13 protein-coding genes are annotated in these 16,776 nt (G+C 65.1%); 7 read left to right on the top strand and 6 right to left on the bottom strand.

Features of this window, described 5'->3' with window-relative positions:
* Positions 1–14 precede the first annotated feature (14 nt).
* Entirely contained in the window at positions 15–2,165 is a 2,151-nt protein-coding gene (locus tag HAP40_RS09245) for an adenylate/guanylate cyclase domain-containing protein (RefSeq protein WP_166818100.1), read from the top strand.
* A gap of 201 nt (positions 2,166–2,366) precedes the next feature.
* On the opposite strand, the gene pobA is transcribed toward HAP40_RS09245, so the two are convergent.
* Complete coding sequence (gene pobA / locus HAP40_RS09240; RefSeq protein WP_166818101.1) at positions 2,367–3,539, bottom strand: 4-hydroxybenzoate 3-monooxygenase; 1,173 nt, start codon at positions 3,537–3,539, stop codon at positions 2,367–2,369.
* 50 nt (positions 3,540–3,589) lie between these two features.
* On the opposite strand from pobA, the gene HAP40_RS09235 reads away from it, so the two are divergent.
* Together HAP40_RS09235 and HAP40_RS09230 are read left to right on the top strand one after the other, a co-directional pair.
* Positions 3,590–4,495 (top strand): helix-turn-helix domain-containing protein, encoded by a 906-nt coding sequence (locus HAP40_RS09235; RefSeq protein ID WP_166818102.1) that lies wholly within the window; start codon positions 3,590–3,592, stop codon positions 4,493–4,495.
* Positions 4,496–4,816: 321 nt separating this feature from the next.
* A complete protein-coding gene (locus HAP40_RS09230) occupies positions 4,817–5,425 on the top strand; it encodes an NYN domain-containing protein (RefSeq protein ID WP_208024796.1) in 609 nt (202 codons plus the stop codon).
* Positions 5,426–5,448: 23 nt separating this feature from the next.
* On the opposite strand, the gene pcaG is transcribed toward HAP40_RS09230, so the two are convergent.
* Both pcaG and pcaH read right to left on the bottom strand, forming a co-directional pair.
* Positions 5,449–6,075 carry a protocatechuate 3,4-dioxygenase subunit alpha gene (pcaG, locus tag HAP40_RS09225; protein ID WP_166818103.1) on the bottom strand — a complete coding sequence of 209 codons (627 nt, stop codon included), beginning with the start codon at positions 6,073–6,075 and terminating at the stop codon, positions 5,449–5,451.
* A gap of 3 nt (positions 6,076–6,078) precedes the next feature.
* Positions 6,079–6,861 carry a protocatechuate 3,4-dioxygenase subunit beta gene (gene pcaH / locus HAP40_RS09220; RefSeq protein WP_166818104.1) on the bottom strand — a complete coding sequence of 261 codons (783 nt, stop codon included), beginning with the start codon at positions 6,859–6,861 and terminating at the stop codon, positions 6,079–6,081.
* Positions 6,862–6,954: 93 nt separating this feature from the next.
* Between pcaH and HAP40_RS09215 the strand changes: the two genes are divergently transcribed.
* The 3 genes from HAP40_RS09215 to HAP40_RS09205 all read left to right on the top strand — a co-directional run bounded on the left by HAP40_RS09215 (position 6,955) and on the right by HAP40_RS09205 (position 10,997).
* Positions 6,955–7,908: a LysR family transcriptional regulator gene (locus HAP40_RS09215; protein WP_166818105.1), complete on the top strand. Its 954-nt coding sequence runs from the start codon at positions 6,955–6,957 to the stop codon at positions 7,906–7,908.
* A 51-nt stretch (positions 7,909–7,959) separates the two neighbouring features.
* Positions 7,960–9,264: a nicotinate phosphoribosyltransferase gene (gene pncB, locus HAP40_RS09210; RefSeq protein WP_166818106.1), complete on the top strand. Its 1,305-nt coding sequence runs from the start codon at positions 7,960–7,962 to the stop codon at positions 9,262–9,264.
* A 419-nt stretch (positions 9,265–9,683) separates the two neighbouring features.
* Positions 9,684–10,997 (top strand): GGDEF domain-containing protein, encoded by a 1,314-nt coding sequence (locus HAP40_RS09205; protein WP_166818107.1) that lies wholly within the window; start codon positions 9,684–9,686, stop codon positions 10,995–10,997.
* A gap of 216 nt (positions 10,998–11,213) precedes the next feature.
* On the opposite strand, the gene HAP40_RS09200 is transcribed toward HAP40_RS09205, so the two are convergent.
* Complete coding sequence (locus HAP40_RS09200; protein WP_208024951.1) at positions 11,214–11,849, bottom strand: TetR/AcrR family transcriptional regulator; 636 nt, start codon at positions 11,847–11,849, stop codon at positions 11,214–11,216.
* A gap of 679 nt (positions 11,850–12,528) precedes the next feature.
* Between HAP40_RS09200 and HAP40_RS09190 the strand changes: the two genes are divergently transcribed.
* Entirely contained in the window at positions 12,529–15,930 is a 3,402-nt protein-coding gene (locus HAP40_RS09190; protein WP_166818109.1) for an acyl-[ACP]--phospholipid O-acyltransferase, read from the top strand.
* A 45-nt stretch (positions 15,931–15,975) separates the two neighbouring features.
* Here HAP40_RS09190 and HAP40_RS09185 read toward each other — a convergent pair whose 3' ends face one another.
* Together HAP40_RS09185 and HAP40_RS09180 are read right to left on the bottom strand one after the other, a co-directional pair.
* Positions 15,976–16,527, bottom strand: coding sequence for a disulfide bond formation protein B (locus HAP40_RS09185; RefSeq protein ID WP_166818110.1), 552 nt, complete (start codon positions 16,525–16,527; stop codon positions 15,976–15,978).
* Positions 16,528–16,553: 26 nt separating this feature from the next.
* Positions 16,554–16,712, bottom strand: coding sequence for a DUF5993 family protein (locus tag HAP40_RS09180; RefSeq protein WP_166818111.1), 159 nt, complete (start codon positions 16,710–16,712; stop codon positions 16,554–16,556).
* Positions 16,713–16,776: the final 64 nt, after the last annotated feature.

Below are 16,776 nucleotides of genomic sequence, written 5' to 3'. Positions count from 1 at the left end.
CCTGCGACGGCGCGATGCGGCGGATCGGGGGACGGGACATCGTAGCGGCGATGCTGATTGCGCTCCTCGCGGGCGCGATCTTCACGTCCCCGCCGCTTCAGGCGCTGCAAGGTCTCTCGCTCGACATCCTCACGGCGATGCGCGCCAAGCTGGCCGGCGAGCGCCGCGATCCCGCGACGTCGCCGGTCGTCGTGGTGGCAATCGACGGCGAGACCTACGACACACCACCCTTCAAGGGATCGCCGACGCAAACCTGGACGCGCGAGATCGGACGGGTGCTCGGCAGCATCAGCGAGGGCGGCGCCAAGGTCATCGGCTACGACGTCATCTTTCCGAGCTCGATCGAGCAGTCCGAGATTCCCTTTGGCGAGGCGCCGCTCGGCGCGCGCATGAGGGGATTCGACCGGGATTATCTGATCGCGCTCCGACAACTCTCGGACGCCGGCAAGCTGATGCTCGGCGAGATCCTCAGCAACGACCATCCGGAGCGGCCCTACCGCGCGCAGCAATTGGCGGTGCGAACCAACATCCGCGCCCTCAACGTCCACACCGATGCGGACGACGTCATCCGCCGAATGCCGCTGAGCTTCTCCATCGACGGCAAGCCGGTGCCCGCCATGGCCGTCGAGCTCGCGGCCCGCGCGCTCGGCGCGAAGCCCGGGATCGCGCCGTCGGGTGCGACCGAACTGTCCGGCTATGCCATCCCGAGCGCGGTGCCGAACACGCTGACGCTCAACTTTCGAGGGCTCGGCCGCGACGTTCCGACCTTCTCCTTCGCCGACCTGCGTGCCTGCGTCGAGAAGGGCGACCGCGACTTCTTCCGCCGCGCCTTCGACGGCAAGGTCGTGCTGCTCGGCAGCGTCCTCAATTTCGACGACCGCAAGCTCACCTCGATGCGCCTGTCGGGCGGATATGACGGAACGCCGGCGGCGCGATGCGCCCTCCCCGCGCCGGAGCGTGCCGCGCAACGCGCCCGCAGCGCCGTCGCCGGCGTCTTCGTGCATGCCACCGTGATCCGCAACCTGATCGAGCGCGATGCCGTGACTGAGCTCGGCTTTTCCGCGCGGAGCATTCTCACTGTCGTGTTCGCGCTTCTGGTCGCTTGCGCGGCCTGCATGCTTGCGCCGGGCGGCGCGCTGATCGCCTGGCTCGGCCTCACCGCCATTTACGCCGCCGTGGCCCTCGGTGCGTTCGTCCACGCACTGGCGCTGCCGCTGGCCGAGCCTGCGCTTGCGAGCCTTGCCGCGCTCGCGATGATGATCGGCTACCGCTTCGTGCTGGCCGATCGCGACGAGCGCTTCCTGCGCAAGAGCTTTGCCTTCTACCTCGCCCCTGAAGTGATCGACACCATGGTTGCGTCCGGCAAGATGCCGGCGCTCGGCGGCGAGATGCGCAACGTCACCATGTTCTTCTCCGATCTCAGCGGCTTCTCGTCCATTGCGGAGACGATGACCCCGGGCGAACTGGTGACGCTGATGAACGAATATCTGTCCGCCATGACCGACATCATCGAAGCCCATGGCGGCTATGTCGACAAATATATCGGCGATTCCATCGTCGCCATGTTCGGCGCCCCGGCCGACGACCCCGCACATGCCCGCAATGCGGTGCGTGCCGCGCTGAAATGCCACGAGAAGCTCGCAGAGCTCAACGCCGGCAACGCCGCCTTCGCCGGCCACGGCCTGTCGCATCGTATCGGCCTCAACAGCGGCGAGGCCGTGGTCGGCAATATCGGCTCGCGCCGCCGCTTCAACTACACCGTGATGAGCGACACCGTGAACGTGGCCTCGCGGCTCGAAGGCGCCAACAAATACTACGACACCGCGATCATGGCGTCGGAAACCACGATGGCCCAGACCGGCGACACGTTCGCCTGGCGCGAGCTCGATGCGATCAGGGTGCAGGGGCGCGGCGAGGCGATCAAGGTGTTCGAGCCGCTGGCGGAGAAAGCGGCCGCGACCGACGAGCAGACGAAGGTGGCCGCAGCCTATGCCGAAGGGCTCGCCTGCTGGCGGGCAAGGGATTTCGCCAAGGCGGCGAATGCGTTCGAGAGCGTGGCAACGATCGATCCCGCCTCGTCAATGTTCGCGAAGCGCGCGCGCGTATTTACCGCAAGTCCACCACCGCCCGAGTGGGCGCCAGTCAATACGCTGGAAGGGAAGTAACGGCGACAGCCGCAAGACGTTTTACCCTCTCCCCTTGCGGAAGAGGGTGGCTCGCTGCGATAGCGGCAAGATGGTGAGGGGTCTCTCTCCGCTCTCTAACGATGAGATTCGCGGAGAGAACCCCTCATCCGGCGCTTCGCGCCACCTTCTCCCGCAAGGGGAGAAGGGGAAACAGCATCGCGCGCGGCAAAGTCATCTAGCCTAGAACGGCAGCCCCACATAGTTCTCCGCCAATAGCCGCTGCGCAGTCTCGGACGACAGCAGATAGTCCAGCTCGGTTTGCTGCAGCCGGTCTTCATATTCGAGCCGGTCGGGGAAGCGGTGCAGCAGCATCGTCATCCACCATGAGAAACGCTGCGCCTTCCAGATGCGCGCGAGCGCCTTGGCGGAGTAACCTGCAAGACCGGAATCATCACCGCTCTGATAGTGCGCGAGCAAGGCATGATAGAGGTAGTAGATGTCGGAACCCGCGCTGTTGAGCCCGCGCGCGCCGGTCGGCGGCACGATATGCGCGGCATCGCCGGCGAGGAACAGGCGGCCATAGCTCATCGGCTCTGCGACGAAGCTGCGCAGGGGCGCAATGCTCTTCTCGATCGACGGACCCGTGATCAGCCGGCCAGCCACTTCCTCCGGCAGGCGTCGCTTCAGCTCGGTCCAGAACGCCTCATCGCTCCAGTCCTCCACCTTGTCCGTCAACGGCACCTGGACGTAGTAGCGGCTCAACACTTGGGAGCGGAGAGAACAGAGCGCAAAGCCGCGCTCGTGCTTGACGTAGATCAACTCGGGCGACACCGGCCTGGTGCGCGACAGCACGCCGAGCCAGCCGAACGGATAGACCTTCTCATATTCACGCAGCACGTCCTGCGGGATCGACTTGCGGCTGACACCGTGAAACCCGTCGGCGCCGACGATGTAGTCACAATCGACGCGGATCGTTTCGCCGTTCGAGCGATAGGTGACATAGGGGCGGTCCGACGTCAGATCGTGCGGCCTCACATCCTCGGCATTGTGCACCACCTTGCCGCCGAGCCGGTCGCGGGCCTCGTAGAGGTCGCGCGTCAGCTCGGTCTGGCCGTAGACCAGCACCGAATTGCCGCCGGAATGCTTGTGCAGGTCGATCTTGGAGAGCACGCCGTCATGGGCGATCTCGAAGCCCCGGTGGATCTCGCCCTCCCGGTCCATCCGCTCCCCGCACTGTGCTTCGCGCATCAGCTTCGCGAAACCGTGCTCGAGCACGCCGGCGCGGATGCGGGCGAGCACATGGTCGCGGCCGTATTTCTCCAGCACAACGGTGTCGATGCCCTTCAGATGCAGGAGCTGGGACAACAGCAGCCCGGAGGGACCGCCGCCGATGATACAGACCTGAACCTTCATTTTTGCGTCCTCCCGTCGGCACTTTTTTGCAGATTCAGCGCCGCGGACCGATGGAGGGTTTCGCCTTTGTCTTGTACTATTCGAACATGAGGAGCACCGCCCCGGCCCCGGCGATCCGGGTCTACAATCTGTTCGGCGAGTCCGGCGATCTGCCCGATGTCGTGCATTGCGAGACCATTGCATCCCGCTCGGTGCTGCACGACTGGACGCTGGCCGTGCACCGCCACGCCCGGCTGCACCAGGTGCTGCTGATCGAGCGTGGCGGCGGCGAGGCGACGCTCGACGGGCGCGTGGTGCCGTTGAAGCCGATGCAGATCGTCAACGTGCCCGTCGGCCATGTTCACGGCTTCCGCTTCGTGCCTGATACTCAAGGGTGGGTGCTGACCATCGCCGCGGAGATTCTCGACGAGGCACTGCTCGCCGCCGAAGGCTTGCGGGCTGCGCTGTCGCGATCGGCCGTGGTGCGCGGCACGCCGCAGATTCGCACCACCATGAAGCAGATCTTTGCCGAGCACGCCGCGCGCGATTTCGGCCGCGCTCATGTGCTGCGTTCCTTGTCGTCGGCCATGATCGGGCTCGTGGCGCGCGCCCTCGCGAGCGAGAGCGGCGGCAACGGTTCGGCGGAAAGCGGATTGTTCCGCCGCTTCGAGGCGCTGCTGGAGCAGCATCATCTGGAGCGCTGGAGCGTCGCCGACTATGCCGGGGCGCTGTCCGTGACGCCGACGCATCTCAACCGGATCACGCGGGCGGCGACCGGCGACACCGCCTCGCATTTGATCCTCAACCGGCTGATCCGCGAGGCGCGGCGCAACCTCGTCTACACCAACCTCCCGGTCTCGACGATCGCCTATGCGCTCGGTTTCGACGACCCCGCTTATTTCAGCCGGGTCTATGCCGCGGCCACAGGACTATCGCCGCGCGCCTTTCGGGCGCAGCTCCATGGCGACGAGGGCTGACGCGCCGGAAGCCACGCAGCGAGACCGCGATAGACCTCGTTGCCACTTACCTTCGTATATGGGGTCCCATCCTTTGGATAGCGTCCCTTTACCTCCGTACAATTGAGCGGGGAGCACGACCGCCTTAGCGTGGCGGCATTCGGCGCCCTGGCGCTGGTGGCATGGGACCTCCCTAACCTTGGCGCAAGACGGCCATACCTGTCCGGTCGTCTGCGCCGCTTTTTCAGCAAGCCACCGGCTACTTCGGTGTTTGGCCGCCGACATACCGCACCCTGACGACTGGACCGGCCGGTTTCGTGCGGAACTGGGGATTTGAGCATAATGTCTTCGATTGGGAAGATCGCACTCTTCATCGATGGCTCCAATCTCTATGCCACCTCCAAAGCGCTCGGCTTCGACATCGATTACAGGCGTCTGCTCGGTGAATTCCAAAACAGAGGCACGCTGCTACGGGCCTTCTACTACACGACCGTCGTCGAGGATCAGGAATATTCGTCGATCCGCCCCCTGATCGACTGGCTCGACTACAACGGCTACACGGTCGTCACCAAGCTCAAGGAGTTCTTCGACGCCACGGCCGGCCGCCGCAAATTGAAGGGCAGCATCAACGTCGACCTCGCCGTAAGTGCGATGGAGCTCGCCGGGCATGTCGATCAGATCGTGCTGTTCTCGGGCGACGGGGATTTTCGTTCGCTGGTGGAAGCGTTGCAGCGCCGCGGTGTCCGCGTGACGGTCGTCTCCACACTCTCCACTCAGCCCCCCATGATCGCCGACGACTTGCGCCGACAGGCGGACGTCTTCATCGATCTGGCAGAACTGAAGCCGCAAGTGGGCCGCGATCCGGCCGAGCGGCCGGGAACGCGCGAGATGCGTCAGTCACCGCAATTCCTTCCACGCGGAGCGATCAATCGCGACGACCGGGTGGAATGATTCTGGGGCGGCGGCCGCCCCTCTCAAACATCGAAGAACACCGTCTCATCCGGCCCCTGGAGATTGATGCTGAAGGAGTACACCACCTTGCCGGCGCGTTCGCTGCGCGTGGCAACCAGGGTCTTGCGGCGTACCGGCGGCTCGATCAGGTTGAGCACGGGGTCGGCGGCGTTGGCCGCCTCTTCATCCGAGAAATAGAGCCGCGTATTCAGGCCGATGTTGATGCCGCGCGCCACGATCCAGAGATTGACATGGGGCGCGCATTTGCGGCCCGTCCTGTCGGTGATCGCGCCGGGCTTGATGGTTTCGAAGGTCACGAGGCCGCTTTCGAAGTCGGAGCCGCCACGGCCCCAGCCGCGAAACGCCTGGTCCAGCGCACCCGCCGAGCGGTCGGCCGGATGGTTGTAGCGGCCGGCCGCATTGGCCTGCCAGATTTCCAGCAACACGTCGCGCAGCGGCGTTCCGCTGCCGTCGAAGACCCGGCCTTCGAGCGTAATGCGCTCGCCTTTGGTGCCCGGCGTCACCAGAACGTTCGAAAAATTCTTCTCGAAGATGTCGAAGCCGGCCATCGCCGGGATCAGACCGATGTGAACGTAGGGCCCGGCGGTCTGCGAGGCGGTTTCCTTGAGGTAGTTGAGCGGCTGCGGCATTGCTCAGTTTCCTTCCGGGCGGTTTTCGAAATAGGTGGAGCGCTGGCCGCGCAGCACGATGTCGAAGCGGTAGGCAAGCGAGTCTAGGGGCGTCGAGGCATTGAGATCGAGCGGCGCCACGAGGCGGTCGAGCGCGTCCTTGTCCGGGATCGTCGTCAGGATCGGGCAGACCGGGATCAAGGGATCGCCTTCGAAATACATCTGCGTGATCAGCCGCTGCGCGAAGCCCGAGCCGAACACCGAGAAATGGATGTGGGCGGGCCGCCAGCTGTTGACGAAGTTGCGCCAGGGATAGGGGCCCGGCTTCACGGTGCGGAAGTAATAGTAGCCTGTGGCGTCGGTGAGAGCGCGGCCGCAGCCGCCGAAATTGGGGTCGATCGGCGCCAGATAGGTGTCCTTCTTGTGCCGGTAGCGGCCGCCGGCATTGGCCTGCCAGAACTCGACCAGCGTGTTCGGCACGCCGCGGCCGGTCTCATCCAGCACGCGGCCGTGGACGATGATGCGCTCGCCAACGGGATCGCCGTCCTTGGCGTAGTTGCGGATCAGGTCGTTATCGAGCGGTCCGAGATCGTTGTGGCCGAACACCGGCCCGGTGATCTCGGACACCGAATTCTCCAGCGACAGCAGCGCCTGGCGCGGCGAGCGCAGCACCGAGGATTTGTAGCCGGGTGCATGCGCCGGCGGATGGATCGAGCGGTCGCGCTGGAAGAAGCCGCCGTCACGCGGCGTGAACGGCTCGGGGCGGTTGAGGCGGGGATCCTGCAAGGCTGGCGCCTGGACGTTCATCGGCGTTGTCTCTCCCTCTGACGCCCATCCGGGCGCGCGGCTTGTCGGGAGATCATGTGATCATCTATTCTCAAGATAAATAGATCGATTATAATGAATTGCATGAAGGAAATCGATCATTTGGCCCTCGACGGCCACGCCCTCGAACTGTTCCTCGCCGTGCTGGAGGAAGGCTCGGTGACGGCGGCGGCGACGCGGCTCGGGCTGACGCAATCCGCGGTCAGCCACGCCTTGAACAAGCTGCGGCGGATCGCCGGCGATCCGCTGTTCGCCAAGTCCGGCCGCGGCATCGTCGCGACGGCCCATGCCCGGGCGCTGGCCGGCAAGGCACGCGCGCTGATCGACGAGATGCGAAGCTTTGCCGGGGGCGTCACGTTCGAGCCGCCGCGCGCGCAGCTTTCGCTCACGATCTCAGCAAACGACTTCCAGCGAGACCTGCTGCTGCCGTGGTTCTTCGATCATGTCGCGGCGCAAGTGAAGAGCCTGAATCTGCGCGTGATCCCCTCGCAGTCGCCCTCGCCCGCGATGCTGCGTGAAAACCGCTGCGATCTCCTGATCACGCCGCTGCCGCCATCCGGCGTCGACATCGTGCAGAAGCGCCTCTTGAGCGATCATTACGTCTGCTATTACGACGCCAAGGCGCGCAACGCTCCGGCCGGCCGCGGCGCCTATCTCGCGGCGCGCCACATCACCGTGGTCTATACCGACAACGAGCGGCTCGACTTCGACCGCCGGCTGGCCGCCAATGGATTCCACCGCGACATCGCGATCTCGGTGCCGAGCTTCTCCGGCGTGCCGTCATTTCTGCGCGGCTCGCAAATGCTCGCGAGCATGCCGAGCCTGCTCGCGTCCGGCGTCATGCGCGGCTTCGCGCAAACGCGGATTCCGCTGGCGTCCCGCACGCGAACGCTGGCCGAGCTGCCGATGTTCATGGTCTGGCACCAGCGCTATCAGAAGGACCCGGCTCATCGCTGGATCAGGAGCCAGCTCGAGACCGTCGCGGCGACGGCGGCCGCCCGAGCGACGGGCCCCGCAGCGAAAACCTGATTCCCGCCAAACCCACTGGTTGCGCGAGGGCCGCCACGCTAAAATCGCCCCATGACAGTGACCGACATTGCGAGCCGAACCTACAATCACAGCTGGCGGCTGGATCCCATCATCCGCAGCCTGCTTGATACCGATTTCTACAAGCTGTTGATGTTACAGATGATTCGGGAAGATTACCCGGATCAACAGGTCACCTTCTCGGTCATCAACCGCTCACGCCATGTACGTCTCGCCGAGACCATCGACGAGGGCGAGCTGCGCGCCCAGCTCGACCATGCCCGCACCATCCGCTTCTCCAAGAAGGAGCTGATCTGGCTTGCCGGTAATACCTTCTACGGCAAGACCCACATGTTCTCGGCGGACTTCATCCGCTGGCTGGCCGAATTCCGCCTGCCCGAGTACGAGCTGCGCAAGGTCTCAGGCCAGTACGAGCTGCATTTCCACGGCCCCTGGACCCACACCACGATGTGGGAGATTCCGGCGCTGGCGATCCTCAACGAGCTGCGTTCGCGCGCGGCGATGAAGGGCCGCGGCCGTTTCGAGCTCGACGTGCTCTATGCCCGCGCCAAGGCCAAGCTGTGGACCAAGGTGGAGCGGCTGCGCAAGCTGGAGAATTTGCGGCTGTCCGACTTCGGCACCCGCCGCCGCCACGGCTTCCTCTGGCAGCGCTGGTGCGTGGAGGCAGTGAAGGAAGGCCTCGGCCCGTCCTTCATCGGCACTTCCAACGTGCTGCTCGCGATGGACAACGATCTCGAAGCCATCGGCACCAACGCGCATGAGCTGCCGATGGTCGCGGCCGCACTCGCCAGGGACGACGAGGAATTGCGCTGGGCGCCTTACCGCATCCTCGACCAGTGGCGTCAGACCTATGGCGGCAATCTCCTGATCGCGCTGCCCGACGCCTTCGGCACGAAGGCCTTCCTGCGCGATGCGCCGGAATGGGTCGCCGACTGGACCGGCTTTCGCCCCGACAGCGCGCCGCCGATCCAGGCCGGCGAGGAGATCGTCGCCTGGTGGCAGAAGAAGGGCCGCAACCCCAGGGACAAGCTGCTGGTCTTTTCCGACGCGATGGACGTCGACTCGATCGAGGAGACCTATCACCACTTCGCCGGCCGCGTGCGGCTCTCCTTCGGCTGGGGCACCAACCTCACCAACGACTTCGTCGGCTGCGCGCCGGACGGCTCGTTCAATCTCGATCCGATCTCGCTGGTCTGCAAGGTCTCGTCGGTCGACGGACATCCGGCCGTCAAGCTCTCCGACAATCCGGAGAAAGCGACCGGCCTGCCCTCGGAGATCGAGCGTTACCTGCGCGTGTTCGGCGACGCCGGCCGCGTGCGCAAGCCGGTGCTGGTCTAGCGGCAAGCCGAACTCTCTCGATCAGGTCAACGCTTGCCCGGCGGTCCGCGCGCCGTCGCGAAGAGAGGCGTGGATGCCCGGGTCAAGCCCGGGCATGACAATGGAGAGCGTGTAGCGCGCACCCACCGCTACGCCGTCATTGCGAGGAGCACTTGCGACGAAGCAATCCAGGATGCTTCCGCGGAGGCAGTCTGGATTGCTTCGCTGCGCCCGCAATGACAAGGCTTTGTTCGCCGATACCGCGCCAGCTCCGATTTAAGCGGCATTTGAAGCGATCTGTCCGCATCCACGTCACATTACCTTCACCGTCCGGCGCAGTCCTGCGCGCTTTTCAGGTCGAGTTAGGCAACCTTCCCCTCTACTTCGCGTTGCAGGCGCAACGCTCCGTTGGGATCGTTGGTCGATTTGGGGAACGCAGGGTGTTTCGCAGAGCAGCGTCGTCGACGAAGGGAGACAACTTCCTTCACGTCATCAAACTCGTCTTGCCTTTCGTGACGGTCGTCCTGCTCCAGGCGGCAATCGCGGGATTCAGCCTCGAGGTGATGTCCTCGGTCCGCGCCTATGTCGCCGGCGAAGCATTGTGGTCGCGCTCGCAGAAGAACGCCGTCTATTTCCTCAATCTCTATCTGCATTCGGGCGAGGCACGCCAGTTCGCGCAATATCAATCCTCGCTCGCCGTTCCCATCGGCGACGAATTCGCGCGGTGGGCGCTCGAAGGTGATCCGGTCGACGTCGAGGCCGCCCGCATCGGCTTCCTGCAAGGCGGCAACCATCCCGACGACGTGCCGGGATTGATCTGGCTGTTTCGCTACTTCAACCGCGTGAGCTTCCTGCAGGAAGCGATCCGGGAGTGGGCCGCCACCGATCCCATGCTGCTGGAGCTCAGCGTGTTCGGCGAAGTCATCCGGTCAGAGCTGCAGCACGGCCCCATCCAGGACGACGGCCGCCTGCAATTCCTGTCGTCGCGACTCTCGGAGCTCAATGCCCAATTCACAGTGCATGCCAACAGGTTCTCCACCGTCCTCGGTGAAGGCTCGCGCGCGATCAAGGTGACGCTGACCTGTATCAACGTCGTCACCGCCGTCACGCTGATCCTGCTCCTGATCTGGCATACACGACGGTTGGTGCAGCAACGGCAGGCGTTCGAAGACGCATTGCATGCCGAGAAGGAACGCCTGGCCTGGCAGGCGTCGCACGACTGGCTGACCGGCCTCTCCAACCGCCGCGCCTTCGAGGCGCGCCTGCAAAGCGAGCTGGACAGTGCCGCGGCGGGGCCGCTGGGATTGATCCTGCTCGACCTCGACCAGTTCAAGAGCGTCAACGACAGCTGCGGCCACCTCGCCGGCGACCGCCTGCTCTGCCAGATCTCGCGCCTCCTGCAGCAGGACCGGCATGGGCATGATCTGGTGGCCCGGCTTGGCGGCGACGAGTTCGGCCTGATCCTGCCGCAATGCCCGCCCGCGAACGCCGTCGATATCGCCGAGCGGCTGCGCCGATCGTTCGAGCTGTTCAATTTCGCCTGGGACGATCGTTGCTTTGCGGTGACCGCCAGCATCGGCGTCGCCTGCATCGCAGACCGCAACATCACGCTCGAGGATGCCATGCGGCGCGCCGACGCGGCCTGCTACCGCGCCAAGGAAAAAGGACGTAACCGGGTTCAGGTCGATGGCGGGCGACGGGACGTCGTCGTCGTGGCGGCACGGCCGCGCGAGGCCATCGCGGCACGCGGCTGATAACCGCCCGCGAGCCGCTTCGGACACAGGACCGCGCCGCTCGGACGCAAGCGGGATCAGGTCGAGTGGCGCTCCGAGCCGCACTCAATTGACGTCTGGAGCAGCCTTCGCGTGAGGCCCAAGGCCACGGAACGGCCCCGTTGTGGTGCCTTGGCCAAATTAGCACCACCTATTCCGGCACCGCGAGCCTGCGATACGCCTGGTAGCGGCGGCGCCTCATCGAGATGGCCTTGCGGCCACCGGCAAGATGCCGAGGCCGGCGAGATGGGCGTCGACAAACTGCTCGATCTGCTGGTGCAGCATCTGCGGCGGCACGGCCACCATGCGCTCCTCGAGACCGAGCGAGATGATTCCATGCACCGCGGAGAACAGCGTGCGCGACAGCAGCGCGATCTTCACATCATCCGCATCCGGCAGGAGCCGCACCAGGGGTGGGTGCATCAGCGCGAAGGCGTCCATGACCATCTGTAGGATGTCGTCCGGATAAGGACGATCGTCCTCCATCCGGTGCTCGAACAGCGAGCGCAGCAGATTGGCGTGTCCAGCAAAGAAGTCGAGATAGGTCGCGGCAAGGCCATAGAGCTGGCGGACCGGATCCTCGGCAGGAACGGTGCGGAGCTGTGCCGTGAGGGCCTGAACCGTCTCCCGATTGACGGTCAGGATCACACCGTCGAAGTCGCCGAACTCGTTATAGACGCTGCCGACCGAGCAGCCCGCGGCCTCCGCAACATCCCGAACCTTCAATGATCTCAGCCCCTTAGCTGAGATGATGTCGCGGGCAATCTCCACGATCTGGAGCCGCCGCCGATATTTTTTCTGCTCGCGCAGCGATTCTTCTTGAACATTGTTCATTTTCAAGCTACTCATGTGAACATTGTTCAAATTAACCCGGAGACCTGCAAAATGCAAACCCTTGCTGTTGATATCGCCTCCACCTTCGTCGATGACGCCGCCGCGCTCGTGACCAGCCTTGGCCGGGCCCTGCTGCGGTTCGCCATGGCCCCGATCGATCGCATCGCCAATGCCTGCGACATCGCCGGCGTGCTCACCGAGCGGCGTGCGACCTTCCGGATGTGGCGGGCGAGCCGTGCGCGCGCGCGTCACGAGGGCGGCCGGTTCAGCCTGCTCGGCCGCTTCTCGCCCTTTCGCCACCTCGCCCATCTCACCTGAGGCGCGCAGCCGGCACGTTCCGATCGGCTCGAATGCAAGATCCGGTTGCAAGGAAGGAATTACCATCTCCCGACTTTCGCAGCCGATTTCGCGGGCCTTGGCGATGCAGTTCAGCTTTTCCTCATCGCCCCACGCGATATCCCGCCAGGCGCGCCCCTTCCCACTCGAACCGTGGCCGCGACGAGATATTTGCGAACCTAACGAGACCGCTTGGAGACCAACAGGATCAGAGGGATCGAGGGGGCAAAGCAAGGCCGGCGAGCGTCGCCACCTGCAATCGTTCGCTCCCCATCCTTCCGGTCGTGACGCTCCACAGACAACGTAACGAACCTCAGGCTGCCTTTTCAAAACAGGATTAGTCATGATCAGGGATTTGATGTCGTCACGCCGTTTCGCGCCGCTGTTCTGGGCGCAATTCTTCTCGGCGCTCAATGACAACGTGCTCAAGAACGCACTCGTCATCATCCTGCTCTACAGTGCCGCGACCGGCCACGGCGATGCCCTGGTGACGGTCGCAGGCGCCGTCTTCATCTTCCCCTATTTCATCCTGTCCGGGCTGGGCGGCCAGCTCGCCGACAAATACGTCAAGTCCGTCGTCGCTAGGCGGCTCAAATTCGCCGAGATCTTCGCCGCCTGCTTTGCCGCCGCCGGCTTCTTCCTGCATTCGGTGCCGCTGCTGTTCGCAGCGCTCGCATTGTTCGGCACAATCGCCGCCCTGTTCGGCCCCGTGAAATACGCCATGCTGCCCGACCAGCTCGAGCTCGGCGAGCTCGCAACCGGCAACGCGCTGGTCGAAGGTGCAACCTTCATGGCCATCCTGCTCGGCACCGTCGCCGGCGGCCAGTTCGTGGCCGGCTCCGCGCATATGGGCTGGGTCGCCTCGGCCGTGGTCGCGCTCGCACTGTTGTCCTGGGCCTTCGCCGCCCGCATTCCGCAGACGACGCCCTCCGCGCCCGACCTGCGCGTCGATGCCAATCCCTGGACCTCGCTGAGCCTGCTCAGGACGTTGCATGCCGACCATCGCCTGTGGGACGGCACCGTGATCGTGTCCTGGTTCTGGCTGGTCGGCGCGATCGTGCTGTCGCTGCTGCCGGCGCTGGTCAAGGACGTCGTCGGCGGCACCGAGGGCGTGGTGACGCTGTGCCTTGCGATCTTCGCGATCGGCATCGCCATCGGCTCGCTGTTCGCCGCCAGCCTGAGCCATGTTCGCCCAAACCTCGCGCTGGTGCCGATCGGTGCCATCATCATGGGATGTTCCGGCCTCGATCTCGCCTGGGCCATCGGCGTGACCGCCAAGGGTCAGGACATCACCGCGGCCGGTTTCGCGACCTCGTTCGCCGGCTTGCGCATGCTGATCGATTTCGTCGCCTTCGCCTTCGGCGGCGGCTTGTTCGTCGTTCCCTCCTTTGCCGCCGTGCAGGCGTGGTCGGCGCCGTCCGAGCGTGCTCGCATCATTGCCGCGGGCAACGTGTTGCAGGCCGCCTTCATGGTGGTCGGCTCGCTGTTCGTCGCACTGTTGCAGGCGGCCGGTCTCCATGTCGGCTGGATCTTCCTCGGCCTCGGCGTCGCCAGCTTCGGCGCGGTGTGGTTCGTCCTGACCAAATGGGGCAAGGAAGGCGTGCGCGATTTCGGCGGACTGCTGTTCCGCGCGCTGTTCCGCACCGAGGTTCGTGGCCTTGAGAACTTGCCCCCTCCGGGCACCCGCATGCTGATCGCGCCGAACCATGTCAGCCTGATCGACGGCCCGCTGCTGCACGCCGTACTGCCGATCGACGCCAGCTTCGCGGTGGATACCGGCATCTCGAAGGCCTGGTGGGCCAAGCCGTTCCTGCGCGTGGTCAAGCACTACACCATGGACCCGAGCAAGCCGCTGGCTGCGCGCGACCTGATCAAGCTCGTCGCCGCGGGCGAGCCGGTCGTCATCTTCCCGGAAGGCCGCATCACGGTCTCCGGCTCGCTGATGAAGGTCTATGACGGCACCGCAATGATCGCGGACAAGGCCGACGCCGTGGTCGTGCCTGTGCGCATCGAAGGCGCGCAACGTTCCCATCTCAGCTACCTCAACTCCAGCCAGATCAAGCGCTCCTGGTTCCCGCGCGTCACGGTCACCATCCTGCCGCCGGTCAAGCTGCCGGTCGATCCGGCGCTGAAGGGCAAGGCACGCCGCAACGCTGCGGGCGCCGCGCTCCAGGACGTGATGATCGATGCGATGGTGAAGAACGCCATGCTCGATCACACCCTGTTCGAAGCGCTCGGACACGCCTATCGCGACCGCGACACCGGCAAGGTCATCGTGGAGGACGCGCTCGGCACCAAGCTGACCTATCGCAAGCTGATCCTCGGTGCGCAGGTCCTGAGCCGCAAGCTCGAGGCCGGCACGAATGCCGGCGAGAATGTCGGCGTGCTGCTGCCGAACTCGGCGGGCGTCGCCGTCGTCTTCATGGCGCTGCAGAACATCGGCCGGGTGCCGGCCATGCTCAACTTCTCGGCGGGCCCCGTCAACGTCCTCGCCGCAATGAAAGCCGCGCAGGTCAAGACGGTTCTGACGTCGAAGGCCTTCATCGAGAAGGGCAAGCTCGACAAGCTGATGGCCGCGATCTCAGCAGAGGCGCGCGTCGTTTATCTCGAGGACGTCCGTGCCTCGATCGGCATCGCCGACAAGATCAAGGGCCTGCTCGCCGGCACCGCGCCACGCGTCGCCCGCGAGGCCAACGATCCGGCCGTCGTGCTGTTCACGTCGGGCTCCGAAGGCACGCCCAAGGGCGTGGTGCTGTCCCACCGCAACATCCTCGCCAACGCGGCGCAGGCGCTGGCGCGGGTCGACGCCAATGCGAACGACAAGGTGTTCAACGTGCTGCCGGTGTTCCATTCGTTCGGACTGACGGGCGGAATGATGATGCCGCTGCTGGCCGGCATCCCGATCTACATGTATCCCTCGCCGCTGCACTACCGGATCGTGCCTGAGCTGATCTATCAGACCGGCGCCACGATCCTGTTCGGCACCGACACGTTCCTCACCGGCTATGCACGCTCGGCGCACGCTTACGACTTCCGCACCCTGCGCCTCGTGATCGCCGGCGCCGAGGCGGTGAAGGACCGCACCCGCCAGGTGTTCATGGAGCGCTACGGCATCCGCATCCTCGAAGGCTATGGCGTCACCGAGACGGCGCCGGTGCTGGCGATGAACACACCGATGGCGAACCGTCCCGGCACCGTCGGCCGCCTGTCGCCGCTGATGGAAAGCAGGCTCGATCCTGTCCCCGGCATCGAGGAAGGCGGACGGCTCTCGGTGCGCGGACCGAACGTGATGCTCGGATATTTGCGGGCCGAAAATCCCGGCGTGCTCGAAAAGCTCGCCGAAGGCTGGCACGACACCGGCGACATCGTTTCGATCGACGCGGCCGGCTTCATCACCATCAAGGGCCGCGCCAAGCGCTTTGCCAAGATCGCGGGCGAAATGGTCTCGCTGTCGGCGGTCGAAGCCATCGCGACGTCGCTATGGCCGCAGGCTGCATCCGTCGCCGTCTCGATCCCCGACCAGCGCAAGGGCGAACGCATCGTGCTGCTGACGACCGAGAAGAACGCCGAGCGCAGCGCGATGCAGGGACAAGCCAAGACGATCGGCGCGTCCGAGCTGACGGTGCCTGCGACGATCATGGTGGTCGACAAGGTGCCGCTGCTCGGCACCGGCAAGACCGACTATGTCACGGCAACGACGATGGCCCGCGAGCAGGCGTCATCGCCGGACCGCGAGGTGGCGTGAAGCCCACGACCGTCGCACCATGGCGCGTCCGGTGCGACGGCCTCCTCACCTGAGCAGGAGATAACGGACCGGGTTGTCCTCGCACTGACCCGCGCCGCACTCCAGCACGGTGGACAGGAGATTTGCGGCGACCAGCAGCGTGAAGATCGCGAACGCCGCGTTGGACGCCTGCCCGCCCGTTGGCGCGTCTCCGTCCCGGTCGCCGGCCACATCCTTCAGGACAAGGACAAGCGCGACATAGCAGACGACCCCGACCGCCGCGATCAGCGCCCAGGTGTAGAAGTGCAGCCCGAACAGCGTCGAGCCGTAGCCGGGATCGCCGGGGGCGAGATGCAGCGACACCTGCCGCAACGAGACGAAGCCGGTGACGAGACTGGCGATGAGGATCATCGCATCGTGCGAGCGCCGCTCACCGAGGCGCAGGTTGAACAGGAATCCCATGCCGATCGCGATGAACCCGGCCCTTTGCAGCAGGCAAAGCGGGCAAGGCAATTCGCCAAGCGCAAGCTGATAATAGAACGCGACCGCCAGAACCGAGGAGACGCCGAGCAGCCCGAGCATGTTCAGGATCGCGCCGACCGATCGTCGTCCGCCCATTGTCGTCGTTTCCATGCTTGGCGCGGTCAGAACGAAAATCCCAGCGGGTCGGTCGCGTGGTGAAAGAACCACGCGATGGTGACAGCGATTGTGGCGCTCCAGAGCGCATAGCTCAGCCCGGCGCGCGAACGCCAGACGCTGGCGCAGCCTGCCAGCGCCAGCAGAAAGGGCAGAAACATGTACATGAGCGCGGGCTCCCGGTGCGATTCGCATTGCGAATGGCCCAAGGGATAGTTCAGCGCCGCACGT

It is taken from the genome of Bradyrhizobium sp. 1(2017) (assembly GCF_011602485.2).
Taxonomy (GTDB): domain Bacteria; phylum Pseudomonadota; class Alphaproteobacteria; order Rhizobiales; family Xanthobacteraceae; genus Bradyrhizobium.
The sequence above is the reverse complement of the archived record's forward strand: the minus strand, read 5'-3'. Positions and strand labels throughout refer to the sequence as shown.